Annotated in this window: 25 protein-coding genes and 4 pseudogenes; 20 read left to right on the top strand and 9 right to left on the bottom strand. The window is 53.9% G+C overall.

The features are described from left to right. The first annotated feature begins 1 nt into the window (after position 1). The 3 genes from ACYZT9_RS14015 to ACYZT9_RS14025 all read left to right on the top strand — a co-directional run bounded on the left by ACYZT9_RS14015 (position 2) and on the right by ACYZT9_RS14025 (position 1,473). Positions 2 to 406, top strand: a complete 405-nt coding sequence (locus tag ACYZT9_RS14015) for a hypothetical protein (protein WP_462006041.1) — start codon at positions 2 to 4, stop codon at positions 404 to 406. Between the two features lie 201 nt (positions 407 to 607). After that, the gene (locus ACYZT9_RS14020) at positions 608 to 859 is read left to right on the top strand and encodes a hypothetical protein (RefSeq protein ID WP_462006042.1); all 252 of its coding nucleotides are present in this window, start codon (positions 608 to 610) and stop codon (positions 857 to 859) included. Between the two features lie 530 nt (positions 860 to 1,389). Next, the gene (locus ACYZT9_RS14025; protein WP_462010223.1) at positions 1,390 to 1,473 is read left to right on the top strand and encodes a hypothetical protein; all 84 of its coding nucleotides are present in this window, start codon (positions 1,390 to 1,392) and stop codon (positions 1,471 to 1,473) included. Positions 1,474 to 1,532: 59 nt separating this feature from the next. On the opposite strand, the pseudogene ACYZT9_RS14030 reads toward ACYZT9_RS14025, so the two are convergent. Both ACYZT9_RS14030 and ACYZT9_RS14035 read right to left on the bottom strand, forming a co-directional pair. Beyond that, positions 1,533 to 1,858, bottom strand: a pseudogene (locus ACYZT9_RS14030) (site-specific integrase); the annotation flags it as partial. 327 nt (positions 1,859 to 2,185) lie between these two features. Beyond that, positions 2,186 to 2,287 (bottom strand): annotated as a pseudogene (locus ACYZT9_RS14035) (antitoxin Xre/MbcA/ParS toxin-binding domain-containing protein); the annotation flags it as partial. A 251-nt stretch (positions 2,288 to 2,538) separates the two neighbouring features. Here ACYZT9_RS14035 and ACYZT9_RS14040 point away from each other — a divergent pair. The 4 genes and pseudogenes from ACYZT9_RS14040 to ACYZT9_RS14055 all read left to right on the top strand — a co-directional run. Next, positions 2,539 to 2,791: pseudogene (locus ACYZT9_RS14040) on the top strand (diguanylate cyclase); the annotation flags it as partial. Positions 2,792 to 3,236: 445 nt separating this feature from the next. After that, positions 3,237 to 3,497: a hypothetical protein gene (locus tag ACYZT9_RS14045; protein WP_462006043.1), complete on the top strand. Its 261-nt coding sequence runs from the start codon at positions 3,237 to 3,239 to the stop codon at positions 3,495 to 3,497. Between the two features lie 35 nt (positions 3,498 to 3,532). Then, positions 3,533 to 3,763, top strand: a complete 231-nt coding sequence (locus ACYZT9_RS14050; RefSeq protein WP_462006044.1) for an inositol monophosphatase family protein — start codon at positions 3,533 to 3,535, stop codon at positions 3,761 to 3,763. 14 nt (positions 3,764 to 3,777) lie between these two features. After that, positions 3,778 to 4,056: a hypothetical protein gene (locus ACYZT9_RS14055; protein ID WP_462006045.1), complete on the top strand. Its 279-nt coding sequence runs from the start codon at positions 3,778 to 3,780 to the stop codon at positions 4,054 to 4,056. A 360-nt stretch (positions 4,057 to 4,416) separates the two neighbouring features. Here ACYZT9_RS14055 and ACYZT9_RS14060 read toward each other — a convergent pair whose 3' ends face one another. Then, positions 4,417 to 5,391 (bottom strand): site-specific integrase, encoded by a 975-nt coding sequence (locus ACYZT9_RS14060; RefSeq protein ID WP_462006046.1) that lies wholly within the window; start codon positions 5,389 to 5,391, stop codon positions 4,417 to 4,419. Between the two features lie 180 nt (positions 5,392 to 5,571). Here ACYZT9_RS14060 and ACYZT9_RS14065 point away from each other — a divergent pair, with 180 nt between their 5' ends. From ACYZT9_RS14065 to ACYZT9_RS14080, 4 genes are all read left to right on the top strand, one after another. Beyond that, complete coding sequence (locus ACYZT9_RS14065) at positions 5,572 to 6,561, top strand: DNA-binding protein (protein WP_462006047.1); 990 nt, start codon at positions 5,572 to 5,574, stop codon at positions 6,559 to 6,561. Positions 6,562 to 7,003: 442 nt separating this feature from the next. After that, a complete protein-coding gene (locus tag ACYZT9_RS14070) occupies positions 7,004 to 8,908 on the top strand; it encodes an ATP-dependent nuclease (RefSeq protein ID WP_462006048.1) in 1,905 nt (634 codons plus the stop codon). Then, positions 8,908 to 10,701, top strand: a complete 1,794-nt coding sequence (locus ACYZT9_RS14075) for a UvrD-helicase domain-containing protein (RefSeq protein WP_462006049.1) — start codon at positions 8,908 to 8,910, stop codon at positions 10,699 to 10,701. The genes ACYZT9_RS14070 and ACYZT9_RS14075 overlap by 1 nt, the downstream gene beginning before the upstream one ends. Positions 10,702 to 10,936: 235 nt before the next feature. Then, positions 10,937 to 11,203, top strand: a complete 267-nt coding sequence (locus ACYZT9_RS14080) for a hypothetical protein (RefSeq protein ID WP_046027269.1) — start codon at positions 10,937 to 10,939, stop codon at positions 11,201 to 11,203. Positions 11,204 to 11,327: 124 nt separating this feature from the next. Here the strand turns inward: ACYZT9_RS14080 and ACYZT9_RS14085 are convergent, their stop codons facing one another. Continuing rightward, positions 11,328 to 14,267: a DEAD/DEAH box helicase gene (locus tag ACYZT9_RS14085; protein WP_462006050.1), complete on the bottom strand. Its 2,940-nt coding sequence runs from the start codon at positions 14,265 to 14,267 to the stop codon at positions 11,328 to 11,330. 191 nt (positions 14,268 to 14,458) lie between these two features. Between ACYZT9_RS14085 and ACYZT9_RS14090 the strand changes: the two genes are divergently transcribed. From ACYZT9_RS14090 to ACYZT9_RS14115, 6 genes and pseudogenes are all read left to right on the top strand, one after another. Next, positions 14,459 to 14,611: a hypothetical protein gene (locus tag ACYZT9_RS14090; protein ID WP_462006051.1), complete on the top strand. Its 153-nt coding sequence runs from the start codon at positions 14,459 to 14,461 to the stop codon at positions 14,609 to 14,611. A 282-nt stretch (positions 14,612 to 14,893) separates the two neighbouring features. Next, positions 14,894 to 15,511, top strand: coding sequence for an inositol monophosphatase family protein (locus tag ACYZT9_RS14095; protein WP_462006052.1), 618 nt, complete (start codon positions 14,894 to 14,896; stop codon positions 15,509 to 15,511). 19 nt (positions 15,512 to 15,530) lie between these two features. Beyond that, positions 15,531 to 15,854 carry an IS66-like element accessory protein TnpA gene (tnpA, locus tag ACYZT9_RS14100; RefSeq protein ID WP_462006053.1) on the top strand — a complete coding sequence of 108 codons (324 nt, stop codon included), beginning with the start codon at positions 15,531 to 15,533 and terminating at the stop codon, positions 15,852 to 15,854. After that, positions 15,851 to 16,186, top strand: coding sequence for an IS66 family insertion sequence element accessory protein TnpB (gene tnpB, locus ACYZT9_RS14105; protein WP_462006054.1), 336 nt, complete (start codon positions 15,851 to 15,853; stop codon positions 16,184 to 16,186). The genes tnpA and tnpB overlap by 4 nt, the downstream gene beginning before the upstream one ends. A gap of 61 nt (positions 16,187 to 16,247) precedes the next feature. Then, positions 16,248 to 17,795 (top strand): IS66 family transposase, encoded by a 1,548-nt coding sequence (gene tnpC / locus ACYZT9_RS14110; protein WP_462006055.1) that lies wholly within the window; start codon positions 16,248 to 16,250, stop codon positions 17,793 to 17,795. 32 nt (positions 17,796 to 17,827) lie between these two features. After that, positions 17,828 to 18,112 (top strand): annotated as a pseudogene (locus ACYZT9_RS14115) (inositol monophosphatase family protein); the annotation flags it as partial. Between the two features lie 164 nt (positions 18,113 to 18,276). Here ACYZT9_RS14115 and ACYZT9_RS14120 read toward each other — a convergent pair. The 4 genes from ACYZT9_RS14120 to ACYZT9_RS14135 form a co-directional block, all read right to left on the bottom strand. Further along, positions 18,277 to 18,822 carry an antitoxin Xre/MbcA/ParS toxin-binding domain-containing protein gene (locus ACYZT9_RS14120; protein WP_462006056.1) on the bottom strand — a complete coding sequence of 182 codons (546 nt, stop codon included), beginning with the start codon at positions 18,820 to 18,822 and terminating at the stop codon, positions 18,277 to 18,279. 7 nt (positions 18,823 to 18,829) lie between these two features. Further along, positions 18,830 to 19,060 carry a BPSL0761 family protein gene (locus tag ACYZT9_RS14125; protein WP_462006057.1) on the bottom strand — a complete coding sequence of 77 codons (231 nt, stop codon included), beginning with the start codon at positions 19,058 to 19,060 and terminating at the stop codon, positions 18,830 to 18,832. Beyond that, positions 19,002 to 19,724, bottom strand: coding sequence for a DUF6088 family protein (locus ACYZT9_RS14130; RefSeq protein WP_462006058.1), 723 nt, complete (start codon positions 19,722 to 19,724; stop codon positions 19,002 to 19,004). Before ACYZT9_RS14130 ends, ACYZT9_RS14125 begins: the two co-directional genes overlap by 59 nt. 67 nt (positions 19,725 to 19,791) lie before the next feature. Next, the gene (locus tag ACYZT9_RS14135) at positions 19,792 to 20,226 is read right to left on the bottom strand and encodes a hypothetical protein (protein ID WP_218473541.1); all 435 of its coding nucleotides are present in this window, start codon (positions 20,224 to 20,226) and stop codon (positions 19,792 to 19,794) included. Between the two features lie 90 nt (positions 20,227 to 20,316). Here ACYZT9_RS14135 and ACYZT9_RS14140 point away from each other — a divergent pair, with 90 nt between their 5' ends. Continuing rightward, complete coding sequence (locus ACYZT9_RS14140; RefSeq protein WP_462006059.1) at positions 20,317 to 20,598, top strand: helix-turn-helix domain-containing protein; 282 nt, start codon at positions 20,317 to 20,319, stop codon at positions 20,596 to 20,598. Positions 20,599 to 21,138: 540 nt separating this feature from the next. Here the strand turns inward: ACYZT9_RS14140 and ACYZT9_RS14145 are convergent. Then, positions 21,139 to 21,639 (bottom strand): cupin domain-containing protein, encoded by a 501-nt coding sequence (locus ACYZT9_RS14145; protein WP_462006060.1) that lies wholly within the window; start codon positions 21,637 to 21,639, stop codon positions 21,139 to 21,141. Between the two features lie 207 nt (positions 21,640 to 21,846). On the opposite strand from ACYZT9_RS14145, the gene ACYZT9_RS14150 reads away from it, so the two are divergent. Together ACYZT9_RS14150 and ACYZT9_RS14155 are read left to right on the top strand one after the other, a co-directional pair. Then, positions 21,847 to 23,292, top strand: coding sequence for a DUF3300 domain-containing protein (locus ACYZT9_RS14150; protein WP_462010224.1), 1,446 nt, complete (start codon positions 21,847 to 21,849; stop codon positions 23,290 to 23,292). Positions 23,293 to 23,318: 26 nt separating this feature from the next. Continuing rightward, positions 23,319 to 24,227: a DUF2950 domain-containing protein gene (locus ACYZT9_RS14155; protein WP_462006061.1), complete on the top strand. Its 909-nt coding sequence runs from the start codon at positions 23,319 to 23,321 to the stop codon at positions 24,225 to 24,227. Positions 24,228 to 24,230 lie beyond the last annotated feature (3 nt).

Here is a 24,230-nt window from a genome sequence, read left to right on the forward strand (position 1 = left end):
CATGAGTCGCTCTGCACTGGGTAAGGCCCTGCTCGGTTTCGCAGTTGTCGCGACCGTGGCAATAGTAGCCATCGCCGACGTATTCAACGCCACCCACTTGTTCAATCCGGATTGGCCAGGCCATGCACGATTCCATATCGGCATGCAGTTCACCACCCTGGTCCTGGTCAGTCTGTTTTCCCTGGCCGCACTGAGGCGTGGCCAGGTGTGGGCGGCCGCACTGGCGCCGGCCAGCTTCTGGCCTGGTTTGTTCGTTGCCTTCCTAATCCCCGGTACCGACGTATATGCCAGCGAGGCACTGCGAGAGCTAGGTGTGCCGATTAATTTGCTGTTGGCGGCGGTGTTATTGGGCATCACTGGGCTAGGAATAGCGCTGCAGGCCTCCAAAGAAAGACGACCATCTTAAGGAAAGTCAGACGCAGCCATGTATTTTTGGCTGACTTCAGCCTTGGCCGATTTTATAACCGGCAAATCGATCAAAAGCGATCAGAGCACCCGCATATTTCTGTGTTTTTAGCCGCCGCGAGCACCTCGCGGCGGCCATTTCTTGCATTACAGGCGCATTTCTCCTGCCTTCGTCGGTATACGTTTCGACAGGGCCGAGTGCTTGGCACGTAAGACCGTGTTTGTGCAGGCGTTGGAAAAGCAAGGATACTCATTTGTTTCGTCGAGCAACTACGGTTTACAGGGGGCAGGACGGAATCTGCTGCCACATGCAATGGAGAACACCTGCGCTGCAATTGAACAATCCAAGGCGGGGGAAGGAGAGAGTCTCTCCGGGCTGGTGCGGATGGGTGTGACTGAGGGCTGCGGCTCCACCATGCTTGCGCTGCAGCTGTTTTCAATAACCAAACGCTAGCCGAATCTGGGTATCGACTTACTGACGGTCCCTTGTATGGTGCAACTGTCGCGACATGGGGCCGATATCGTAATTACCCTGGAGCGGCCGGCGCGTGGTCCGCTCATCATTACCAAATTCACTGATTACGTTCTAAAGGTCTACGCTTCGGCGAATTATCTAGCGCAGCATCTGTCACTTGAAAGATCAAGATGATTTGAGCGAGCACAATGTCAGCTATATAGAAGACTAGACGTATAGCAAAGAGCTGCTTTAACTCGCTGAAAATAGCCAGCCCCGTCACATTGCGCTACGAAGTACCAGCATTCTCGCGCAGCAACAGGCAGCTACTGCTGGGGCGGGAATCGCCAGCTACGGTAAAAGCTTTAAAAAAAACGAAAAACTCCACTCGACCCAAAGAATTTTTGGGAGAGCTGGATAGTATCGCCTGGCAAACACAGTATCGCTTCTCCATACCTCGAAGAGGTCGAAACGATTGTCCATAGGCTGGATTCTGACATCCACGCGGATTGTCAAGTGCCCAGGCTCAAATGCGTCTAAGCCGTGACGGGGCCAATCAGTTACGCACTCAACCTGCCAAAACCCACCTGTCACTACTTGCCGGCGCAATTTAGAGATACGCTGTTTATCCGCTGCTCGTCGCAGTGGCCATCACCTTGGTCGCCTGGTTTCGGCTGTTATGACTCAAGTCCGCTTGGAGGTCTTTCATATCGCAAAGCGGCGCATCGAAGGTCTCGGCTGTATGTCGTAGCCAGTGGAGCGAGGCAGAGCGGAGTTGGTCAATCTCAAACATTCTCCAGTCTTCACTCTGCATACGTTGCAAGGCGCGATCAAACTCGGCTTTAAGAAGCGACCGTACATGCCGTTCCGACAACTCACCGCGACCTTCAGTGTGGTAATCAGTGGTATTTGTTCCTGTGGTGAGGGTAGGGAAAAGAGCTGAAGGAAGTGACGATACCTAAAGAGATAGCACGCGACGTACTCGTCTCTCACACTGATCTAGTAACCTGTACGGGTAGTTCGTTAATCTAAATCACCCCGAAACAGGCGACCAAATAATTTAAATGGATAAATGAATTAAACAAACAGTCCACTAGACAGTTTTGTTACCTTTACCGACGACTCGGAGCCACCTCGGGCGTTCCGTTTAATTAACGACGCTGACAAATGGGAACGATGTCCAGATTTTTCGTATTTTATAGGATGATATAGGTTATGGATCGAAAATCACCATAAGGTCGGTATGTGCGCAAACCTTATCGGATTTTTTCCTAGCTGGATTAAGCCGAACATTGGTGTTGCCGGCATTACCGATGTACTTTGCGATCAAAATGCAATGCCTTCTGCGACCTGTATTAGCAGCTCCTCGACCAGACGAGTACCTGGCGTGGTCGAGATCATCGCTAATGGACTTTTCCCTGAAAACCGATCCTTAGGCTTCGAACGGTGATGTTCACTTCACCGCGCTCGACGTGCCCCATATAGCTACGATCCACACTGCCTCGAAAGGCAGGGAAGAAGCTGTGCAGACAGTCGGTAAGGAACGAAAAAAATGAGATGGATGGCTAAATCCGTTCGACGCCTGCCCAATGGCTAGTTTTGGTTCAGTCGCAGATCTGACCCCGCTTTTGTCGTTTTTCGTCCTGAATGAGACTCAAAGAAGATTTTGCGAGTTCAAAAGTAGCAACTGCCGTTGGATTGTTGCTGTGGGAATGATCAGTGAGGGAACTGATATCCCTCGTTGACAGGTATGCTGCTACCTCAGCCGAATTCGTACAGAACTGCATTACGGCCAGGTCCTGGGAAGAGTCCTTCGACGTATGGGCGGGATTGATGATCAAGCTTATTTGTTCGTCTTGGCGGAACCGACACTGAAGCGATTCTCCCAGCGGATTGCTGATGATTTGCCGGATGATTTGGCTGTAGTGAGTGCTGTAAGTGCATCTGGGTTTGAGACTGGCGCCACAGAAGTTGAGCTAAATACCTCCATGCAAGATAACGCAGAAGAACCGTGCAGCTCTGCAGTTGCCACCATAGCGCAGAAATGTTTATTGGTCGGCGATTCGGCCTCTGTAACGTCTTATCAAATAAGCTTTTCGAAAAATTATCACCAGCAACTGCTGGCCGTTTTCTGAAGTGTTTTTGTTACCGGTCGCCAAGCCATAGCGGTCTAGGCCAAATCACCGAAAGGTGAGCCAGGGTTGGATTCCTGTGCGTTACAGTCGTCTGCATGGAGCCGACTACTGCCTTGCTCTTCGCACTGATGGAGGAGGGAGCAATATGGTTGAGACCGGAACGACAGCAACGCTTTTCCTCATCTCGGGTGCGTGGATCGGCAATTAAAGGTAGGCGCAAAGCGAAGGCAACGAAATGGGCCATGAAGCTTCAATTTGAAACGGAGGCCCATCGGTTGATGGTCACTAGGTCTGCAAAAGCTTCGAATCGTTTTCTCAATGTCGCCCTGCAATTGGGTTCATCGTCCGAGCCGACCGGCAGGCTCGCCGGCGCGTCAAGCAAACCCCAATCGCAAAATCTTGACCTGCCAGCGCTGCTCTCCCTCGTCATCGAGGTGGTTTGCCAGGCAGGGCAACTTCTTGGCGCAGAGATGGACCAAGAGGGCAGGGAGCCGAGGCAGTAGTCGATGTCGAAATTGAACACCTGCTACGCCGGCAATTGCTTGACCTGTATTGCTGCGACTTTTGGGGTGAAGAGACGGGCCACATCCTTACACGACACCCCTGGTGCTGGGTTGTTGACCCCAACGATGGCACGAGTGATTTCCTGAGAGGGCTTAAAGGTTCAGCTATTTCCGTCGGGCTTCTCTATGAGCGTTCCCCAGTATTGGGCGTGGTGTATGCACCTGTGACGATAGAAGGTATTCCGGATTACATCGCTTGGGCTTAAGGATTACCAATTTGGTGCGCAATGAGCAACCCGTAACGACCAAACTTTCCGACATGACATTGTCAGGCGACAGCCGCGTGATGCTCAGTTCCGCGGCTGTTAACAAGGCAGCGATCAATCGCGAGCTCTGCGCCTCACATACCTTTACTGCGATGCCCTCGATTGCCTACAGACTTGCAAAAGTTGCTGCAGGCGAGGGCGTTTGCGGTGTCTCTCTCTGCCAGGTTTCTGCGCATGATATCGTTGCCGGTCATGCGCTGCTAAGGGGGCGGGTGGTGTTCTGCTCAATGTAAATGGCGAGTCAATACGATATATAACGGAAGACAATATGCGAGCGGTCTCACGAAGGTGCTTTGGAGGATTGGAAATTTCGTGTCAGACATTGGTAGGCAGGGACTGGGACCGAGTTTTTCGCGGCTAACCAGTCCGGAAATTTCCGGGCCGAAAGTTGATTCGGTGGAGCTGCTCCCGTTTGACAGTCCATCGATCGAGAATCCATCCGGTGTACCCAGCACGGAAGTACTGAGCTCTCAAGGTGTGGGCGTTTATCAAAATTCTGGTTGAGCCGTTTGATGGGGTAAATTGGGAGTCAGTGGCGCGCCCCGATCAGACGGGACACTCAGTCCTGACTTTTACATGCCACGTCCTCAGTTTTATTCAGCCAGCGCCAACGTAGTCGCCTGGGGAAGCGCCGAGGGCGTGAGCGACTGCCCCATCGCCCACTCTCCGAAAGAGTCTGCCGTGTCGATGTAGCGCATGGCTGATTTCATGTCCTTCCAGCCGACGTAGGTCATCAGCGCTTTAATGTCCCAGCCGTTCGCCGCAGCCCAGGTGGCAAAGCCGCGACGCAGCGAGTGACTGGTGTACAGCTCCCCGGACATACCTGCACGCTTGAAGATTCGCCGCAGCAGTGGAATTAGGCTGTTGGCATTCAAGCCGTCTTGCGCCAGATGCCCCCAACGATCAAGCTTTCGGAAGACCGGCCCCTGCGCGAGACCGGCGACGGTAATCCAGTTCACATAGGCTTGCACCGGACAGAGCTTCTTCAAGGCGGGGGTACGGAACGTCGTGCCGCGGTGCTGGCGATCGCCCTTGCTGTGCGGCAAGTAAAAGGTGATGCCCACCCCGGCTTGCGCCTGGGTGTGTTCTACCTGCAAGCGCGACAACTCATCCCCGCGAAACCCGCGCCAGAACCCTATCAGCACCAAGGCCATGTCACGCCGGCTGCGCAGCAGGGCTGCCAGGTCCTGGCGGGCGGCCGCTTGCTCGGCGTCGTGCTCCAGCCACTGAACGGCGTGTTCCAGGTGCTGCAGGAGCAGGGGAGTCGCTTGTTTCTCTTGGACGGGATGCAGCGCTCGGATGCCTTTGATCATCTGGCGCACCGCCGGCGTTTTAGTCGGATCGGGAAAGCCTTGGGTGGTGTGCCATTGGGCGAGGGCGGCCAGGCGCTGCTTCAGCGTGCTAATGGCATGCTGGTCGGCGTACTCGGCGAGGTAACGCACGATGCCGTCGCCGGTGGCCGGCAGAAACCCGCCCCAGATCACTTCAAAGTGTTCCACCGCTGCCCGGTAACTGCGCCGGGTGTTGTCCCGGGTACCCGCCTGCAGGTACCGATCCGCCTTGCTCATATCGACCTCTCTACGCCAAACATACCTTTTCCGGCGCTGGGAAAAGCCAGAAACAGCTATCTAATGCGATAACGCTCGATTATTTTATCAGAGAAAATGTCTTTTATAGGTCTCCATTTCCTCTTAAGATAGTATGTAGATACGTGGTATGTAAAACAGTACGAAATCGTAGGAGCAAAAATGGCCCGTGGCGGTGTAAACAAGGCAATTGTGCAGAAAGCCCGTGAGGCGCTGCTGGCCCGCGGGGAGAACCCGAGCATCGACGCGGTGCGGGTTGAACTGGGTAATACGGGATCAAAAACCACGATTCACCGATATCTCAGAGAGCTGGAGGTGCATGAGCCTCGCCCTGAATCGTCGCGCGAGCAGCTGAGTAACGAGCTCACCGCGTTGGTGGGACGGCTGTTGGAGCGGGTGATGGAGGAGGGCAGCGACTACGTCGAGCAGGCACAGGCCCAATTCAACCACGACAAGGCCACACTGGAGGCTAAGCTCGAAGTCAGCCAGTTAGCGCTGGCCACCTTGCAACGAGAGTTTGATATTCAGCACGTTGCCTTGGAGACCGAGTCTGCTGAGTTACAGACCAGCCGCAGCAGTCTGCAAACCGAACTGGCGCGCAATGCTCGCCTGAGTCAGAACTGCAGTGATCTGGAGCTGCGCGTACAGGAGAAGGATGAGTACATCCGCTCGCTGGAGGAAAAGCATGTCCATGCAAGAGATGCACTGGAGCACTACCGAAACTCGATCAAGGAGCAGCGTGAGCAGGAGCAGCGCCGGCACGAGGGGCAACTGCAGCAGGTTCAGGTAGAGCTGCGCCAACTTCAGCAGACGATGATTATTAAGCAGGACGAACTCACTCGGTTGAACCGCGATAACGAGCGGCTGCTGGGCGAATCTCGTCATCAGGCAAAAACGAACGCCGGCCAGGAAGACGCGATGCAGCGGTTGGCTGGAGAAATCAATGGATTGAAAACGACCGTTGCCAAGGCGGAAGGAGCCAAGGAAATGCTGCAGGAGCAGGTTGTTCTATTGCGGGAGGAAGGCAAGCGGCTTGAAAGGGAGTTGGGGGTGGCCAATGCGCAGGTTGCCGAGGCCAGAGGGCAACTGGTCGAGTCTTCTACTGAGGTCGCTCGATTGCTGCAGAACATTAGTGAAGCTAGTGCTACCTGATTGACCGGGTCTCAGCCCATTGCACAAAACCGTGCTCGACCCACTGAATCACTGAGCCGAAACCAGTTACCCCCCCATAGGAGAGATTTAAATGTCCGCCACAAACACCGTTTACAGTAGCTCTCTAGAAGGTCGACTGGCTCTGAAATACGCCCATGAGCGTCTTGCTGAGATGCTTGTCTTGGGCAGTGCTTCTGCGCCGGTTAAGCAGATTTCACATCTGACGGCTCCAGTTGAGCGGCGGGATTTCCCACGCGAGGTAGCGCAGGCAAGCTTGCCATCACGTCACTCATGGGTGCTAACTGCAGCACCGTCGCACACATTGGTAGGCAGCGTAACCAATACACGGGTTTGAAAACTACACTAATCCGAGCCATCACCTCCAGCCACGACTGATGAGCTTGCGCTCGACGCTGAGAAAAATCACGAAGAAAGGACTCTCATGTATCTGCGTGCATTGGACATCAATGGTTTCAAGTGTTTTGGCGAACTGTTCACCATAGAGTTTCACGACGGCCTAAATGTCTTGGTGGGCGAAAACGGGGCCGGCAAAACAGGGATAGTCAGCGCGATACGTCAGCTCTTCAACGACTCGGAGTCCGGTAAGCGGATCATCAGTGAGCGTGATTTCTACAGGGGGTTTGAGGCTGGTGCTGTTGCATCCGAGCAAATCCGGATTCAGGCGACGTTCTCAGGCCTAGACGAAAAAGATGTCATCGCCTTTGACGATTGGTGCGGAAATCACGATGAAGCGAAACTGACCTTCACGGCGCTCAACCAGGAGTCGCGTGGCCGGTTTAAGCACCACACGTACGGTGGCCACGAGTACACCAAGGCATTTGAAACCGAGACGCTCGACTACATTCATTGCGTTTATCTACCACCGCTACGTGACGCCGAAACGAAGCTGCGGGAAGGACGCCAGTCTCGACTTGCACGCTTGTTGAAAGCTTTGTGCCGCAAGGATCTCGAAGCCGCTAGAAAAGCAGGTAAGCCGCACCCGCTGGAGCAACACGTGGGTGACTTCAACCGCGAGCTTTCCGAAAGCGATGAGTTTGCCATCAAACTGGCCAACCAACGGATTGGCGACAACCTGAAAGCAGCACTGGGCCTAAATCTGTCTCAGGGCACCATGATCCAGTTTTCGGAGGTCAGTTTCTCGCGCATTGTAGAGGGACTACGACTTCTGTATTTTCCCGATCTCACAAAAGCCGACGCTACCCAATTTCGGTCGCTGGAGGAAAATAGCCTCGGGTACAACAACCTCCTGTACATCGCTTCAATCCTGGCAGAGCTCATTCTTGAAGCTGATGAGGATCGAGGCGAGGAGACTTATCTACGCTTGTTGCTGATCGAGGAGCCGGAGGCACACCTTCACCCACAGCTTCAGCTACGCCTGCTGCGGCATTTGAAAACGGTCGCTGAGGAGCGGGGTATACAGGTAATCATCACGACTCACTCGACGGTGATCTCCGCTGCAGTGTCCATAGATCACATCATTCACCTTTCCAATGAGGGTAAGCCAACAGCAGTGCCGCTCAGGAACGCAGGGCTTCCCGAGCAAAGTCGGCGCTTTGTGGATCGTTGGCTGGATGTCACCAAGTCAAATCTGTTGTTTTCCAAAGGAGCAATCCTGGTCGAAGGCATCGCTGAAGCGATCGTTGTGCCGGAGCTTGCTCGAATTGTCCTGCGTCCGTATGGCAAGGGAAAGGACTGCCTGGACGATTACGGCGTATCGGTCATCAACCTGGGCGGAATCTACTTCAAACACTTCATGCAGTTATTCTGTGATGTGAATGGCGAGCAGCCTGGCGAAAATGTGCCTGTAAGGTGCGCGGGCCTGACCGACAATGACCCACCAAAATCCATCGAGACAATTGTGGATGCAGAGGGCAAGGTGATTGCCGTACCGTTCCTCCCCCACGCCGATGACCAACATGCTGGCAACAACCCGGCATTGGCACTGATGGACACCATCAACCAATCGCAATTTGCTCGTCTGTTCGCTGGCACTTATAAAACATTCGAGTACGACATCGCATTGGAGGGCGAAAACCTGAAACCAATGCTGACCGTTGCGGCCAGGCTCTGGCCAGTGCCCGACGGCCTAGTGGTCAGGGGGCTTGAGAAAAACGCAAAGTTGGATTTTAAAGCCATGAGCTCTGCCGATAAGGCAGTGCTTGCCGGCGCCTTGTTAGATCGTCTCGACTCCGATGAGATCGGCAAAGGGATGTACGCGCAAGGTTTCGCGGATGCGCTGGAGAAGCTTGAAGGCGATTTCGTGGTGCCGGAGTACATTCACCTGGCCATCCTCTGGGCCTGCGGCCTGGAGGAAAGGGTACCGTAATGGCAGCGGTCGCCGAAGGACAGGAACCGGTGATTGCCGGTAACAAGAGATTCACGCGAGAGCAGCTGGATTACATCGCAGCACCGCTAGACCGACATGTTTACCTTAAGGCCTGCCCGGGTAGCGGTAAGACCGAGGTGGTTGCGGCCATGGTGTCTAAAACCGTCCGGGAATGGTCTCGCGTCCCTTCGGGTATCGCGGTATTAACGTTTTCCAACAGTGCGACGGAAGAGCTCAGGGGTAGGGTGCACAAATACCTGGGTGAGCCCATCGGCCTACCGCATTGCATTTCCACCTTCGACAGCTTCGTGCTCACACGGTTGGTAGCGAACATAGCCAGTGAACTTACCGGCTATCCAGGCAGGGATGGTGACTTCCGTATCCGAATCTTGGAAAAGACCGCCGACATATATCGCACCCGAAACAGCATTTGCGACCGTTGGATATCCGCCTGCAAATACAACTATGACGTGGAAACGGCTAGGTTTGTATTTTCAACAGGAGAGCGCGGTCTCGACAACCAGTTGAACGCCGCAGCAATCAATAAAGATACCCTTGAAGACCTCGTTGGCACCAAGAGAAGACTCTGGCGAGGAGGCTTTGGCACCTTCGGTGACATCGACATGCTTGCGTTGATGGCGCTCAGGGAGCAGAAATTTAAGGCTTACTTTTCACGCGTTGCGCGCAGATTCCCTTTAGTCATTGTGGACGAATGCCAGGATCTCTCCGCTGAGCAGCTGCGGATCGTGGAAAAGCTCAGCGAATTTGGAGTGACGTTCCACTTTGTAGGCGATCTGAACCAGTCGATTTATGGTTTTCGCAAGTCAAACCCGGCTAACGTCAACGTGCTGATGGAGAAGCTTAAAGTCCAGCCATACGAACTGAGCGCGAACTGGCGAAGCGGGCAGGCCATCGTTGACCTCTGTAGCAATATCCTCGGAGCCGGGCGGGTCACGGGCAATCCAGAAATTGCTTCCGTGCAACCGAAGATCCTCGAATATGAGCATTGTCCCTCTGAACTGCTACCCGCGATTCGAGCGATTACCCAGGGGTACACAAAGGTAGTACTGGTTGCGCGAGGCCATACAACTCTTCAACGTTTACGCAACGGAGCGACCTTCGAAGGCGTTGAGCTGCTGGCAGTCGCATGCATCGGCGCTGGCTCAGGTAACTTGAAGGACATAAAAGAACGTCTTAGGACATTTGCCAAATGGCTTGCAGGGAAACTGGAGCTTCAAGTCAAGGCAGGGCCCTATTGCCCCGTTGCGATGGAGTCAAAATTGGCGTGGCGCAAGTTCATCCATGAGAGTCTGAAATTCATGGTATCCAATGGCGCGGGCAACCCGGATCAGAGCTGGTCGGCCTGGGTACGGGCCGCGAAGCTCGCACTCCGTCAGCTCCCAGATCAGGCATTCATTCCCGCTGAGATACGAGAAGACCTGGAGGGTCTTAGAGGTCTGAACCTCGTGGCCCGGAAAGGGCAGGGCAACAAGCCAGTGTCAGTGCGGCTTGTGAGCCAGGAGATTCAGGACGGCCAGCCAGATACATTACGCTATGAGACTATTCACCAAGTAAAGGGCGAAACTCACGATGTGACGGTCGTCGTTTCCTCCCTGAAATCCGGAAAATACCACTCACATTGGCAAGACTGGCTGCGTGATCGTGAATCGGAGGCGACGCGGTTTGCCTACGTTGCGAGTTCAAGGCCGCAGCATATGTTGATCTGGGCGGTCAAAAAGTTAAAAGCTGCAGACCGACCAGTGCTGGCCCAGCTGGGCTTCGAGCTGCCGTGAATCACGTATCCGTGATGCCGGTCTAGTGTGGAAAAGCGTGATGATTTCTGGAAATCAGGTGGTTAACCGAGCCAGGTGTTCTTGAATTAAGTCGTGTGCTACGACGATACTCACAAGCTGCTACGTCAATTTTTCAATGACCCGTATCCTATTCCTAACCCCCATTTGAATTTCAGCCGTTCGTGACCCGGGTAGGGCATTAGGTGCTATCAGGGCAGTTTTAAGGTGAGCCAAGATGAGTGCAAAACAAATTCCATCTCTCAATCTGTATACCCATTATGGAAAATGGCTGCCGTTTTCCTTGAGTGTCGAAGACCTCATGAAATTGAGAGTTCTTCTGCTCCTTCGATCGACAGAGACGATCCGATTAGGTAGCGACCTCTTCCACCTAGAAAAAGGCCAACTTTCCTTCGGAAGTGAACGTAAACCATCTGACTTTGATATCGATATGGAGCCTGGAGAGATCATCGAGTTGATCGACGAATGTCTTGCTTCGGCCTAACCGACGAAGATGGCCGTCTTAGGACGAGGTTATCATCGTCCTGGCTGCACCGCGGGGAATGCCGATCGAGCCGTGACATCACTGTCCTTGAGTCTCACGACATCGCACGTTGATTGGCCCGATCTTACGGGCTGACGATGACTTTGACGTCCGAACCCGAGATGCTTTTGATGTAGGAGTAACTCGTTCCAAGCACTGCAAGCTGCGCTTCGGAAATCTTTTTCGCCGAGATGGCTGGCTGGACAATTACAAACTTGAATACCAGCTCGTGATCGTGGCACTTGTTGCGCAGTATCTCAAGCTGCTGGGGGGTGCCCTTGAGGATTCGATCGAAATTTCCACTGAGCGATTTCTGATAGCGATCCATCAACCGGTCGAAAAACTTCTCACCTGTATACAGCCACTTCACAGATCTCGATGCCTGGCCGCACACCTCATAAACATCATCCACTCGGGCACCGGGTGCTGCTACTCCCTTGGTCTGAGAGCAGTACTTACAGTGGTAGAGGTCGATGTAAATGACACCTTTATTTTCGCGAATCGCCACGAGATCTGCGATTTCACCCTTGCCGTCGTCGTTGAAGACGATAGCGTAATCATCTGCGATTTTGCCGTAGGTGAAACCTTGCACAGTGTCCCGGTTCTTTTCAGCACCCATCGACTCTTGGTGGATCTTCGTCGTGCCCCAGTCCCACGCTTGAAGCAGCGCTACGGGTAGCTTGACGTCCAGACTGTTGGGCGAATAGTAACGGTAGTTCCCTTCGACCATCGAGCCGTCCACACCCAGCAGCACGAGCGCGTTGTCATCCAGATAATCTTCTAGCTGCTTTTCTTCAGAGAAAATGATTTTCATCCCTGGGCAGGAGGTCTTGTACGTATCTTTCAGTAGCTTAATCGCGATTGAAGTAATCAGCCGCTCACTACCGTCGACCTCGGAGGTGTACACGGGAATGCTCAGGGTCAACTCGTCTTCGCGCGTGGGTTTACCCAGTTGCACATCAAGAAGGTTGAATACCTCTCCTTCGAAATACAGTGCAATTTTCTGCTCGTTCTCAATCGCGATGGACTCTGGCCAGTCGGCGAAAAATAATCCGCCGGGCCAGCTCCCCTCGATTTTTTCCGCACGCATCACGTTATTCAGCACGTCACCGGAATTGATCGTGTCGTCGTTGAGCTTTTTCGATATGTGTTTACACCACTCAATCCAATAATTGATCGGCGACGAATTCATCTCCCAGATCTTGCCCTTGTGCGAGCATCCGACCGTCGTCCGCTTCCCCAGCTCAAAACCGGTGGCAAAGATGTTCGACTTTTTGGCGTTGCCCTTTTCGATCTCATCGATAACAGAATTGATATCACGACCCACATGCATGGTGAACCTGAGATCCTTTCGAGCCCGGGACAGGCCCACATTCTGCAGCTTCATGAGCTTGATATCGTGAAGCGTGCGGAACGTAGGTTCGCCACTAATGCGCCGTGCATCTTTGGCAATGAGGTTCAGAAAGCGCGTCGCTTGCGAGTCATCGCCCGAGGAGTGGATGAATAGGGTCTTATCTGCAGTGTTGTAGTACGCCAGGTACAAAATCCAGTTGGTGTCGACGATTTCCTCTGTCAGCGCCCACCCAACTGTCGTCTCTCGGCGAGTCACCAAAATGATGGTGTCCGATTCTTCACTCACCGAGAAGTATTGGAGTTTCTCCCTTCGGTGAGTGATGTTGCGCGCCCGTTCCGGCGTCCACTGTTCGAGGTTGACATGATAAGCAACTGCGCTGATCTTCGGATTAGGATTAAGTCCAAAGATTTCTTCTGCGTCATCGTCATCAGAAAATTGGTCGGTAAAAGCCTCTTTTTCAATCTCGCGATTGACCTTCTCGTGGCTGACATCCCGAATGATGGATCCCCAGTCAGCACTCTCTTTATAGAGCGCAGCCATTTGGTGGTCGGTCTTTTGGTTGGCGATATTGGCGACGAATTTGGCGTCACCCAGTGAATCATCAACCCTGGTCAACCTACCAATAAACTGAAGAGTGACAGCAGGGCTTCGATGCTGGTCATGGATCGCGGCAATTTTAAGCTCAGGCAGATCGAAGCCTTCGCCCAACATGTCCACGCACACGATGATTCGGTATTTCTTCTGGACGATCTCGCTGAGGACTTTGGCTTGGTTCGGTACTTTGCTGTGTATCAGGATGGGCGACAGGTCACCGTACTGCTTGTAGATTTTATACAGCGCTTCTGCACGCTTTTGCGATTTCGTCCGCACCATCATAAGGTGGTCGTAGCCTGCCTCGATGTCGGTCCTCAATAGCTCTACAGCTTTGTCCGCAATAGCTTGGTCGGCAAGATCCAGGTTGTATTCCCTGACAGGGTGGAACTCGATGGCTTTGAAATAGCCGTCGTTCTGAGCATCCTTGAGTGGGTAATTGTAGATAATTCTCCCCTCCAAAACCTGGGTGTCCTCACGGAACGGAGTCGCTGTAAATTGGATGCACGGCTTGCCCTTGAACGCGGTCTTGACCCTATTCCAAGTAAGCGCGGCGACGTGGTGAGCCTCGTCGATGACCAAGTGGCTGCAAATTCCGGCTAACGCTTGGATCGCGCCCTCATTAAACCGCTGCAGAGCTTGGGGGGTAGCAACAATGATGTTTGCATCGGCAAGCAGTAGGACTTCTTCCGTTGACATCCCAGAGCCGATGGCCCTGACGACAGGATTTAGCGCGACCGTTGATACCGCGCCAATCTCTCGCAGTTTCTTCAGATCCATACACTTATTGGCAAGCTGAGTTCTGAGCGCATCCGACGGTACCAATATGAGGGTTCTAGCCAGGCGCCCCGCGATGATCAGGGCAAGCATTGTGTCCGTCTTACCGGTACCGGTCGGCATCACGACGGTTGCTGTGGAGGAGGGGTCAACCACGAGATGCCCAAGGGTTGCATACAATGCGGCCACTTGAGGTTTGCGCATCCCTGGCGTTCCGGTCGACGGAACAGCCAAGTTGAAATTGAAAAGATGGTCTTGCCAGCTTTGGAATACTTCCAGATGATTTTCTACAGCCTCGTCCATGGCGGTTTACCTAATGCGGTGGGAAAGCGGGTTCCTGAGGGGCAATATGATATCACGCCATTTGGCGATCTTTTTGGCTGGCTGGCGAGCGCTGTGCCCACCCTCATCTGTTGGGTGGTGCCGTCGGTGCGCTGAGGTAGCAGAATGGAATAACAGGCTACTCTGTCTAAAATCTGGTTAGGGGATCGGCCGTGCGCACCACTTACAGCAAAAGCCAAGATCGCCGCCGTATGCTGGTGCTGGTGCTGGTGCTGGTTGCGCAGGGGCAGACGTTCGTCATCACCCAGAAAGGAAAAGCGGCTTTTCTGCTAGTACAGGTCGAAGCAACAGGGCGTACAGATTGAAAAACCTGACTCGTCAATCCTTAACCCAAAACGGACAGCGTCTTAATGGCAGCGAAATCCCTTCACAGCGCGTAGGTTTATCAACCATCAACAGTCATTGCGGGCGTAGATTGAGTGCGAAGTCCATCGAATCCTGCGGAGAGAGGGAGAAGATTAATCAGATTTTGAAAGGCGATGTTTCCAGTTTGGCTGACAGTTTATTAGACGACTAAGGGGCAATTCGCGTCGCCTTATAGTCCAGACCACTGTATTACCTCATCCAACCATAGGGCGTCCCATTCCGTGCGAACCCCCAACCTTGAAAAACTGCTCAGTCAGACCCTTGAGGTCGTTTTTCGTGCCGGGCAACTACTAATTGCCGAGTGGGCGAGAGTTGATGGCCCTCGGGGTCAAGGTGACAAGGCCGCCGTAGACGAAGAAATCGAACAGTTCTTACATCAGCATCTACTGAAGCTGCTTCCTTGCGACTTCTGGGGAGAAGAGACCGGACATAGTCTGACCGGCCATCCGTGGTGCTGGGTAGTTGACCCGAACGACGGGACCGCAGATTTTCTCAGGGGGCTCAAAGGCTCATCCCTTTCCATCGGTCTATTGCACAAACAGTCGCCGGTATTAGGTGTTGTGTATGCCCCCGTCACCGTTGAGGGAACGCCTGATTGCATCGCTTGGGCAGAAGGGATGGCCGAGGTGAACCGCAATGGGCAGTCGGTCACGTCACGGCTTACGACCAAAACGCTGTCGAGCGACGAGTTCGTGATGGTCAGTGCCGCCGCAATCAATAAGCCTGAACTTAACAGCGAGCTCTGCCGACCCAGCGTATGCGTCCGGCCAAGTCATCTACCCAACCCCGCAACGCCAGGACATGGTGTGCACTTAAATTTAAGTGGGCACCAGTTCTAGCCTTTCAAGCGGGTATGTCATGCAGCCAACACGCCGTTCCTATTCCAAATCCTTTAAGGCCCAGGTCATTCAAGAGTGTGCCCAGCCCGGCGCTTCGATTGCCAGCATCGCCCTCAGCCATCGCCTCAACGCAAACCTCGTCCACAAATGGATTCGGGTGCAAGCGCAGAAAAGCACGGCGCTTCAACCTGCATTCATCCCATTGCCTATGCAAACAACGGCGCACGTATCTTCATCGAATATCAGCGTTGAGATTCTGCATCCGCGCGGCACTGTCAAAGTGAACTGGCCAACCGATAGTGCTGCTGCCTGCGCCGCTTTCCTTCGAGACCTGTTGCGATGATCCGCATCGACGCCATCTGGCTCGCCACCGAACCCATGGATATGCGTGCCGGCACTGAAACTGCGCTGGCCAGGGTGATTGCGGTCTTCGGTGCGGCGAAGCCGCACTGTGCTTATCTGTTTGCCAATCGCCGCGCGACTCGCATGAAAGTGCTGGTGCACGATGGGATTGGCGTTTGGCTGGCTGCACGTCGCTTGAACCAAGGCAAGTTTCATTGGCCAGGCATTCGACAAGGCAGCGAAATGCAGTTGCATACCGAACAACTTCAGGCCTTGGTGCTCGGTCTACCTTGGCAACGTGTTGGCGCTGGCGGTGCAATCACGCTGCTTTAGAAACTGTAATTAGCGTCTTGGCTTGCTGTCGCAAGTGGCCTGCTTTGGTAAAATCCACGGCATGACTTCCTCGCCCAATCTCGATCAAATGACTCCCGACCAACTACGTGCATTCGCTGCGCAGTTGCTGTCGCAGGTCGAGACCATGGGCAAGACGGTCGAAACAATGGGCAAGAAGATCAACCGCGATCAAACGGTGATCGAGAAGCTGACCCACGAGATTGCACAGCTCAAGCGTTTGAAGTTTGCCAAGCGCAGCGAGCAGATGAATCCTGAGCAGGCCAGCCTGCTTGATGACCTGATCGATACCGATATTGCGGCGATTGAGGCCGAGCTTCAGGCCTTGCAAATAGCCCCAGCGGCGACCGAGAAAAAGCAAAAACCCAAGCGCACTGCATTGCCGGCAGAATTCCCACGCACGTTGATTCATCACGAACCGGACAACACCCACTGCCCATGCGGCTGTGCACTCAAGCGCATCGGTGAAGATGTCAGCGAAAAGCTGGACTACACGCCGGGCGTGTTTACCGTTGAACGCCACGTTCGTGGCAAATGGGTTTGCGATGACTGCGAAACGCTGATCCAGGCACCAGTACCGGCGCAGGTCATCGACAAAGGCATCCCGACTGCAGGGTTGCTGGCCCACGTCATGATCGCGAAGTTCGCTGACCATCTTCCGCTTTACCGTCAGGAATCGATTTTTGGCCGTGCCGGTTTGGCGATTCCACGCTCGACTTTGGCTCAATGGGTGGGGGTTACGGGCGTGCAGTTGCAGCCTTTGGTCGATGCCCTGCGTGACGTAGTGGTCGGGCAGCAGGTCGTGCACGCGGATGAAACACCCGTGCAGATGCTCGCTCCGGGCTCGAAGAAAACCCACCGTTCCTATGTTTGGGCATATGCCACCAGCCAGTTCTGTGAAACAGCCGCAGTCGTCTACGACTTCAGCCCCAGCCGCGCCGGTGAGCATGCTCGCAACTTCTTGCAAGGCTGGAAAGGTAAGTTGGTCTGCGACGATTTTGGCGGTTACAAGGCCAGCTTCGAACTCGGCGTGACCGAGATCGGCTGCATGGCCCATGCCCGACGCAAGTTCTTCGAACTGCACGCTACAAACAAGAGCCAGCTCGCCGAGCAGGCCCTGCGTTACATCCAGTTGCTGTACGAAATCGAGGCCGAAGTAAGAGACCTGGAGCCGGATTTACGGCGTCGAATACGGCAAGAAAAAGCCGTGCCCGTGATGGATATGCTGCATGCCTGGATGATCGCCCAGCGTGATCTTGTGCCCGAAGGTTCGGCCATCAGCAGAGCACTCGATTACAGCCTTAAACGCTGGGCAGCGCTGTCGCGCTACCTCAATGACGGGGCCGTACCCATTGATAACAATTGGGCGGAGAACCAGATCCGACCATGGGCTCTTGGGCGCAAGAACTGGCTCTTCGCCGGATCGCTACGCAGCGGAAAACGGGCTGCGGCGATCATGAGCTTGATCCAGTCTGCGCGGCTGAATGGTCATGACCCGTACGCCTATCTAAAGGATGTCCTCACGCGCCTGCCGACACAGCGGGCGAGTGAAATCGAGCAGTTACTTCCGCATAAGTGGCAGCCGGTTTAATCACGCAAGATGGGATGCGCGGACGCATACGACCCAGCACTTTTGTAGCAATGCCATCCATTGCCTACAGGCTCGCCAAAGTCGCCGCCGGGGAGGGGGTCTGTGGCGTCTCTCTTTATCCGGTTTCAGCACATGACGTTGTCGCGGGCCACGCACTCTTGATAGGAGCGGGCGGCGTTTTATTTGATGAGCGAGGCGAAGTGATTACCTACGTTACCGAAGCCAATATGAAAACGGTGTCACAACGCTGCTTCGGTGGTTCAGTGGCCGCGTGCCGGGTCTTGCAGGCTCGTGAGTGGGACCTTATTTTCACTTAATCCCCAACCAAATCGCTGCCCACCTTTTTCGAGCACCTGGCAACGCTTTTACATGGTCGATCAACTGTACGCTGTCCGCAGGCGTCCGGCCGAAGACATCTCGAATGAGATTTACTAAAACCCAGGCGTCGATTAGCGGAACGCGTACGCTCCGAATTTTGAATCTAGGCAGGACCTCCCCATTCCAGCGCTTGAAGTACCCGACGAACCTGCTTGCCTCCAATCTCAGAGCCACAGAGCAGGACTGGTATACCTCCACCGAGGGCTTTGTTTGGTTTCGACATCCAGCATGCGGCCATATTTCTGTTTTGGAACACCTGTTCAGCCAAATGATAGACCACGGCAACACGATCTAGCCGTTCTGAAGCGACGGAGTTGAGGGACTTCTGCTCACGGCTACGTCGCTTGAGAGTGGAGATTGACGCATTAAGGAGTATTTCTAAGCTATGCCCCTGGAGGTCAAAAGCTAAGCAAACCATCTGGTAAAGCTCAGCGGAAAACCCCGCTTTGATCTGGAGCAATCGCTCTGAGTCCTCCAGTAAAACGCGATTGGCGCTGAAATCCAAGAATGCGGCGATAGCGGCCTCACGTAATTCGCCTTTCTTGTTTAGCTGACGCCGAGCGGTCGTTGGGGTATTCATTGTTTCAGTATGGATGAGCAGCGGGAAACCTGGATGGAGCCTTCCGGGAAAGGGGCGGCGAACCGTCACCAAAAAATCATCGCGCAATTGTAGAGCTGAATACGGGCCCCGAAGCTCCGAAAGGCAAAGTGTTGCTATGTTCCTCTATTCGTCCTGCCAAGGCCACGTCATCACGAGATGGAAAGTGTCGTAACAAAAACTTAGCGTCACGCCTAACTCGATCTGGTAGGGAGTCATCACGGCTTAGCTCAACTAGAAACTCGCGGGTCTGCACCACCGCGCGGGAACGTTCCTCTGGCATTGTCATTATTCATCTCCATAAAGATGGATGTGCGCTCTATCTGTGGCAAATGGGAACGCTTGGCTACAGCCTGCTGCGATGGCCATGAAATAGCATGACGGAGTGCGACCTGCATCCAGATAGGAATCTCACAGTCCGCGAGTTGCTTGAATTCACTCGGTGCCATTTTAGCTTTGATAGTCGCTATGACCGTGTCACTCACGCCTTTTTTGCCTAAGTAGAGGAGGGCGCAAAGCGCTAATCCGACGATCGTGCCAGCATGCTGCAGTTTTTTGGGGACAACGTGGAGCAAGCGTATGCGCTTCGCCCCAACTGTCAACTCGCGGCTAGCACCACTCGTATAATAAACAGGCCTGATCTGCATCTGAGTGCTCAATCCGAAATACCGGACAGCCTCAGCACCATGTACCTGAATAATTTCACGATTATGTCTAGCGATTGCTCGGAGGACTGACTTAGTACTTGGTCGCACATAACCAGTGAACTGACTCAACTTTGGTCGCATGTAAATACCCCGACTCAGTCGCTCCAGCTCACCTGATGCAGCAAGGCGAGATAAGGCTTTGGCCACAGCCCCTTGCGAACCTAAATTAGCAAAGCGATTGATACTAAAAGGCTGCGCTTTCGGGGTGTACTTGAGGCGTTTGACGATATTGGCGGTAACAGACATGACACACCAGTCTTGACGTTTGAGGCGGTGCTGCGACTATTTAGGCATAGCAGCCTTATGGTCGATGTCAGTCGCGCTTTTTTTTGACTGCTGGGAATAGAACCCTAACGCTTTTTAGGTTCACCTCGGTGTTCACCCCCAAGTGCGTGTAGGTGCGATCAGAAACCTTGAACAGCGGAACCCGTTCCCCCTGTGGATTAATCGCCTCACTTGCCTCAAGGAGCGGCTCCATTTTCCAATGACCGGTTTCATTTACGAAACCAGGGGTGACGTACTGAATGGATCGCACCCGAAATGACTCATGTTGGACCTTGAGAATGTCTTTCAAAGCCTCAAATGAGGACACCATGAGCATTTCCCCAACGAATTCCTTACCATATCGAACGTGTGCTTCAAGGTAAAACCAAGGGATCATTACCGTCTGCCGCATGAACGGACGCCCCAGAAAATCAGCATTGAAAAGGCTGGAAATAATAGTCGGCCCTTCATGATCCGTGTTCATCGCTGGTACCTCAGCATCTCGAATGAACAATATATGTTGTAGTCATATATTGCGCAATGTCGCCTTATCGTTCCTTTTGTGAGAAGCAAAATGGAACTGAAAGAAGCATTTGGGGCGACGCTCCGACAGGCTCGCCTTCGGAAAGGCCTGACTCAGGAGCATTTTTCGTTGGTAAGCAGCCGCACAAATGTCAGTTTGCTTGAGCGTGGAGGGACCAGCCCGACGCTTGTAAAGCTCGAGGAGTTGTGCAGCGTTTTGGGAGTTCATCCCGTCAGCCTGGTAACGGCGTGCTATATGCGAAAGGAAAACATCACGGATCTCAAAGCGTTTCTAGCTCAAGTACGAAAGGATCTGGAAGCCATCGACTTTTGAAAAGCCATTGATCATAGGCTCAGTGGCTCACCTGATTTTGGTGAAGCAAGAAAAAGAAAAGGTCAATTTGTTCGCGATGGGAAGCTAGGAGGTGTTAAGCGACTCATCGCAACGAAAGACGCATTGCCTCGATAATCTGGATTTTGCGGATGCAAGCGTAAAGCTGAAATGCGCCGGACCAACAGCCAGTCGCGTTGCACGCATTCAGCCGAGGCCGCATCAACTCATACAACGTTCGTAAGGGTGCTGCGGGATCAAGTTTCGCACGTTCTGAGCCGAGTGCTGCGGCTCGTACAAACTGCGAAAGTTTCAGATTTGCAGATTTCTTTGCACGACAGTTTCAAATTTACCTTTCATAAGGGGAGCGTTACCGGCATTTCTGATGGAAAAGTTTCAAATTCATGGAGTCACAAGTACGAGCCTCATGAACATCTATGACATGACCTGTCGTTTAACATAATATACATTACACGTAACAATGTGTTGCAAAATCAGCCCGGTTGTACGCGGCTTTTGCGTAGCTGATTTTCCTCTCGGTCCTCATCCTGATGTCAGTTGTTGAATCAACTCCAGATGTTCGGGAAATGCCTCGCTTAGCTTTTGCCTGGCGCCCATCTCCATATCTGCAAAATCAAACCCCGGCGATACTGCTTCACTGATCAAGCCAAACCCTGCTGAACCGTGCACAAGCTGCGAAGCTTTCCAGACGCCGCCCGGTACATGTAGCTGCAGCATTTCGCCGGCCATGACGTTGCTGCCCATCACGACAGTTTTCAATGTGCCGTCCGGAAACATCAGGCTGTACTGAATGGCATCACCCAAATGGTAGTAATGCACGATGTCGGATCGGTTCAGGTGAAACCGGCCGACCGGAGATTCTGCGGTCAACAGGTAATAGATGGATGTCATTGAGTAACGCGAACCACCCGCCGTCTCCACCAGAGGTTGCTGATCCGCCTGATACGTTCTTCGGTAGTAGCCACCTTCAATATGAGGTTCCAGGTCAAGCGCGGTCACTATGGCTTCACTTTGTGGGTGCATTTGTAGCTCCAAGACGATGATGGCAAATAGCTACGCTCGATAGCCTTTTAGTAGAGTTGGCAATTGACCACTCGGAAATTCGCTCCACTGAATTCGTGGCAAAAAATAAACCTTTGCTACCCTTATCGAGAATCATCGAGGTTGTCTGGTTCACCTCCTGATGTTGAACAACTTATTCCAAGCCTACCTGACCACATCGGGGGCACGATGCGCATCCCAATATTTTATGCAGTGACAGCTGTACTGTTTCTCAGTGGATCTTCTTGCCTGATTCTGGCGCAACAATTGGATGCGGCCGCAAACGCTGCCGATGCAGCGCCTGTCACGGCACCGGTCAAAGATGCCGTATTTACTCAGGAGCAGCTGGACCAAATGCTGGCTCCCATAGCGCTCTACCCCGATCCACTGCTTGCACAGGTATTGATGGCGACCACATACCCCGGGGAAATCGTCGAGGCGGTAAAGTGGTCCAAAGCTCACCCTGACGCCAAAGGCGATGATGCGGTCAAACAAGTAGCGAATCAGCCTTGGGATCCAAGCGTGCAGGCGCTGGTCGCATTCCCGCAAGTGCTGGCAACGCTGGGACAAGATCCCGTTTGGGTACAGCGTCTGGGCGATGCTTTCCTGGCGCAACCCGACGATGTCATGGGTGGCGTGCAACGCTTGCGTCATCAGGCGCAAGCGGCAGGCAACCTGCAGAGCAACCAATATCAGAACGTGACGGTTCAGGCGGCCCCTGCCCCCGCGCCCACAGCCCAGGCCCCTGCCAGCACCTCCACCATCATCATTCAACCCTCCGATCCGCAAGTGGTGTACGTACCCACTTACAACCCGACAACCACCTACGGCACTTGGGCCTACCCTGCCTCGCCGCCTGTCTACTATCCGCCGCCGCCAGCTTATTACCCCGGTCAGGCATTGTTGGCCGGGCTGGCGTTTGGTACCGGCGTGGCGATCATCGGCTCGTTGTGGGGTGATTGCGACTGGGGCAACAACGACATCGACATCGACGTCGACCGGTATAACAACATCAATCGCAACAACCAAATCACCAATAACAAGTGGCAGCACAACGCCGCTCATCGCGATGGCGTTCCTTATCGAGACAATCGGAGCCGCGAACAATTCGGCCGACAACTCGACGGTGCCAGTCGGCGCGATGCCTATCGAGGGGACAATGCACAGCGAGCCCAGGCCCGTGAGAAAGCCCGTAGTTCCATGGACAGAGCCGGTATCGAACGACCTGCCACCACTAATCGCGAAGCCCGCGATCGTGCGCGTGCGGCACAGAACGGGAATTCCGCAGGCAATCGAATGCAAGCCGGAAACAGGCCTGGAGCAACTGACAGAGGCCAGGGCACTGCCAGAAACACTCGGGAGAATCAGCCATCCGGTAGACAGAGTGCTCAGGTGAACCAACGCGACCGGGGCGACTCGCAGGCGCGCCAAACAGCGCAGCAACGACCGTCCGCCGGCAGTGCCCGCAATAATGCATTCGCGGGTGCGCGCTCGCCATCACAGTCCAGCGCTCAAGCCAATCGTGGCCGGGCCAGCCAGGTTTCTGCCCAGAGGCCCAGTGCTTCGCGGGCAGCCGGTCATCAGATCAGTCGGCCGTCCAGCCCACCAGCACGTTCAAGGGGGGGCCGCCGTTGAAATACAATCCTCGAGTGAAGTCACTCATGGGCGTGCTCCCCCATATCGGAGCGTTCGCCCTCGGGGTGGCATGGTCTTGCATCGCTGCGGCGCAGCAATCATTTTCGACACCGGAAAAGGCCGCTGAAGCGTTTGTCGAAGCATTGGGTACGGAACATGCCGATCAGGCACGCCTGACCGAATTGCTGGGTAAGGAATGGCCCACGTACATCCCCCGCAAAGGCGTTGAACGCAGCGATGTGGATGCGTTTTTGAAGCAGTACCGCGATCAGCACCACATTGAAAAAGCCAGCGAAAGTAAGGCGCTCCTGTCGGTTGGACATGACAACTGGACTTTGCCGATACCCCTGATCAAAGTCGAAAACGGTTGGCGTTTCGACATAAAGGCCGGTAGCGCGGAAATCCGCGCCCGACGCATTGGCCGCAATGAACTCGCTGCAGTGCAAGCGGCGTTGACCTATCACGATGCCCAGATGGACTACGCGTCAGAGGATCGTGACGGTGACGGTGCACTTGAATATGCGCAGAAAATCTTCAGTGCCGAAGGTAAGCACGATGGACTTTATTGGGCGGACGACGACAGTGGTCAGATCAGTCCGTTGGGGCCTTTGTTCGGTCAAACAATTGCCGGCGAAGACTGGCATGGCTACCACTTCCGCATCCTCGAAGGTCAAGGCCCTTCAGCACCCGGCGGCGCTTACAGCTACCTCATCGGTGACAAGATGAGCCGAGGCTTTGCGCTGATCGCTTGGCCGGCAAAATACGCTGACACAGGCGTGATGAGTTTCATGATCAGCCATGAAGGCCAGGTGTTCGAGAAAGACTTGGGTCCCGAGGTTGAAAAATGGGCCAAATCGGTCAAACGCTTTGATCCGGACGACAGTTGGAAGGCGGTGGACGTTGACCCAGAGCAGGGAAACCTACCTGGGTCTTGACGG

This window comes from Pseudomonas sp. ZT5P21 (assembly GCF_054897785.1).

Bases quoted from the DNA above. Each gene is read 5' to 3' on its own strand.
- ACYZT9_RS14015 (WP_462006041.1), top strand. From the start codon at position 2: ATGAGTCGCTCTGCACTGGGTAAGGCCCTGCTCGGTTTCGCAGTTGTC.
- ACYZT9_RS14025 (WP_462010223.1), top strand. From the start codon at position 1,390: ATGCGTCTAAGCCGTGACGGGGCCAATCAGTTACGCACTCAACCTGCC.
- ACYZT9_RS14045 (WP_462006043.1), top strand. From the start codon at position 3,237: ATGAAGCTTCAATTTGAAACGGAGGCCCATCGGTTGATGGTCACTAGG.
- ACYZT9_RS14060 (WP_462006046.1), bottom strand. From the start codon at position 5,391: ATGAGCAAGGCGGATCGGTACCTGCAGGCGGGTACCCGGGACAACACC.
- ACYZT9_RS14065 (WP_462006047.1), top strand. From the start codon at position 5,572: ATGGCCCGTGGCGGTGTAAACAAGGCAATTGTGCAGAAAGCCCGTGAG.
- ACYZT9_RS14070 (WP_462006048.1), top strand. From the start codon at position 7,004: ATGTATCTGCGTGCATTGGACATCAATGGTTTCAAGTGTTTTGGCGAA.
- ACYZT9_RS14075 (WP_462006049.1), top strand. From the start codon at position 8,908: ATGGCAGCGGTCGCCGAAGGACAGGAACCGGTGATTGCCGGTAACAAG.
- ACYZT9_RS14080 (WP_046027269.1), top strand. From the start codon at position 10,937: ATGAGTGCAAAACAAATTCCATCTCTCAATCTGTATACCCATTATGGA.
- ACYZT9_RS14085 (WP_462006050.1), bottom strand. From the start codon at position 14,267: ATGGACGAGGCTGTAGAAAATCATCTGGAAGTATTCCAAAGCTGGCAA.
- tnpA (WP_462006053.1), top strand. From the start codon at position 15,531: ATGCAGCCAACACGCCGTTCCTATTCCAAATCCTTTAAGGCCCAGGTC.
- tnpB (WP_462006054.1), top strand. From the start codon at position 15,851: ATGATCCGCATCGACGCCATCTGGCTCGCCACCGAACCCATGGATATG.
- tnpC (WP_462006055.1), top strand. From the start codon at position 16,248: ATGACTTCCTCGCCCAATCTCGATCAAATGACTCCCGACCAACTACGT.
- ACYZT9_RS14125 (WP_462006057.1), bottom strand. From the start codon at position 19,060: ATGACAATGCCAGAGGAACGTTCCCGCGCGGTGGTGCAGACCCGCGAG.
- ACYZT9_RS14130 (WP_462006058.1), bottom strand. From the start codon at position 19,724: ATGTCTGTTACCGCCAATATCGTCAAACGCCTCAAGTACACCCCGAAA.
- ACYZT9_RS14135 (WP_218473541.1), bottom strand. From the start codon at position 20,226: ATGAACACGGATCATGAAGGGCCGACTATTATTTCCAGCCTTTTCAAT.
- ACYZT9_RS14140 (WP_462006059.1), top strand. From the start codon at position 20,317: ATGGAACTGAAAGAAGCATTTGGGGCGACGCTCCGACAGGCTCGCCTT.
- ACYZT9_RS14145 (WP_462006060.1), bottom strand. From the start codon at position 21,639: ATGCACCCACAAAGTGAAGCCATAGTGACCGCGCTTGACCTGGAACCT.
- ACYZT9_RS14150 (WP_462010224.1), top strand. From the start codon at position 21,847: ATGCGCATCCCAATATTTTATGCAGTGACAGCTGTACTGTTTCTCAGT.
- ACYZT9_RS14155 (WP_462006061.1), top strand. From the start codon at position 23,319: ATGGGCGTGCTCCCCCATATCGGAGCGTTCGCCCTCGGGGTGGCATGG.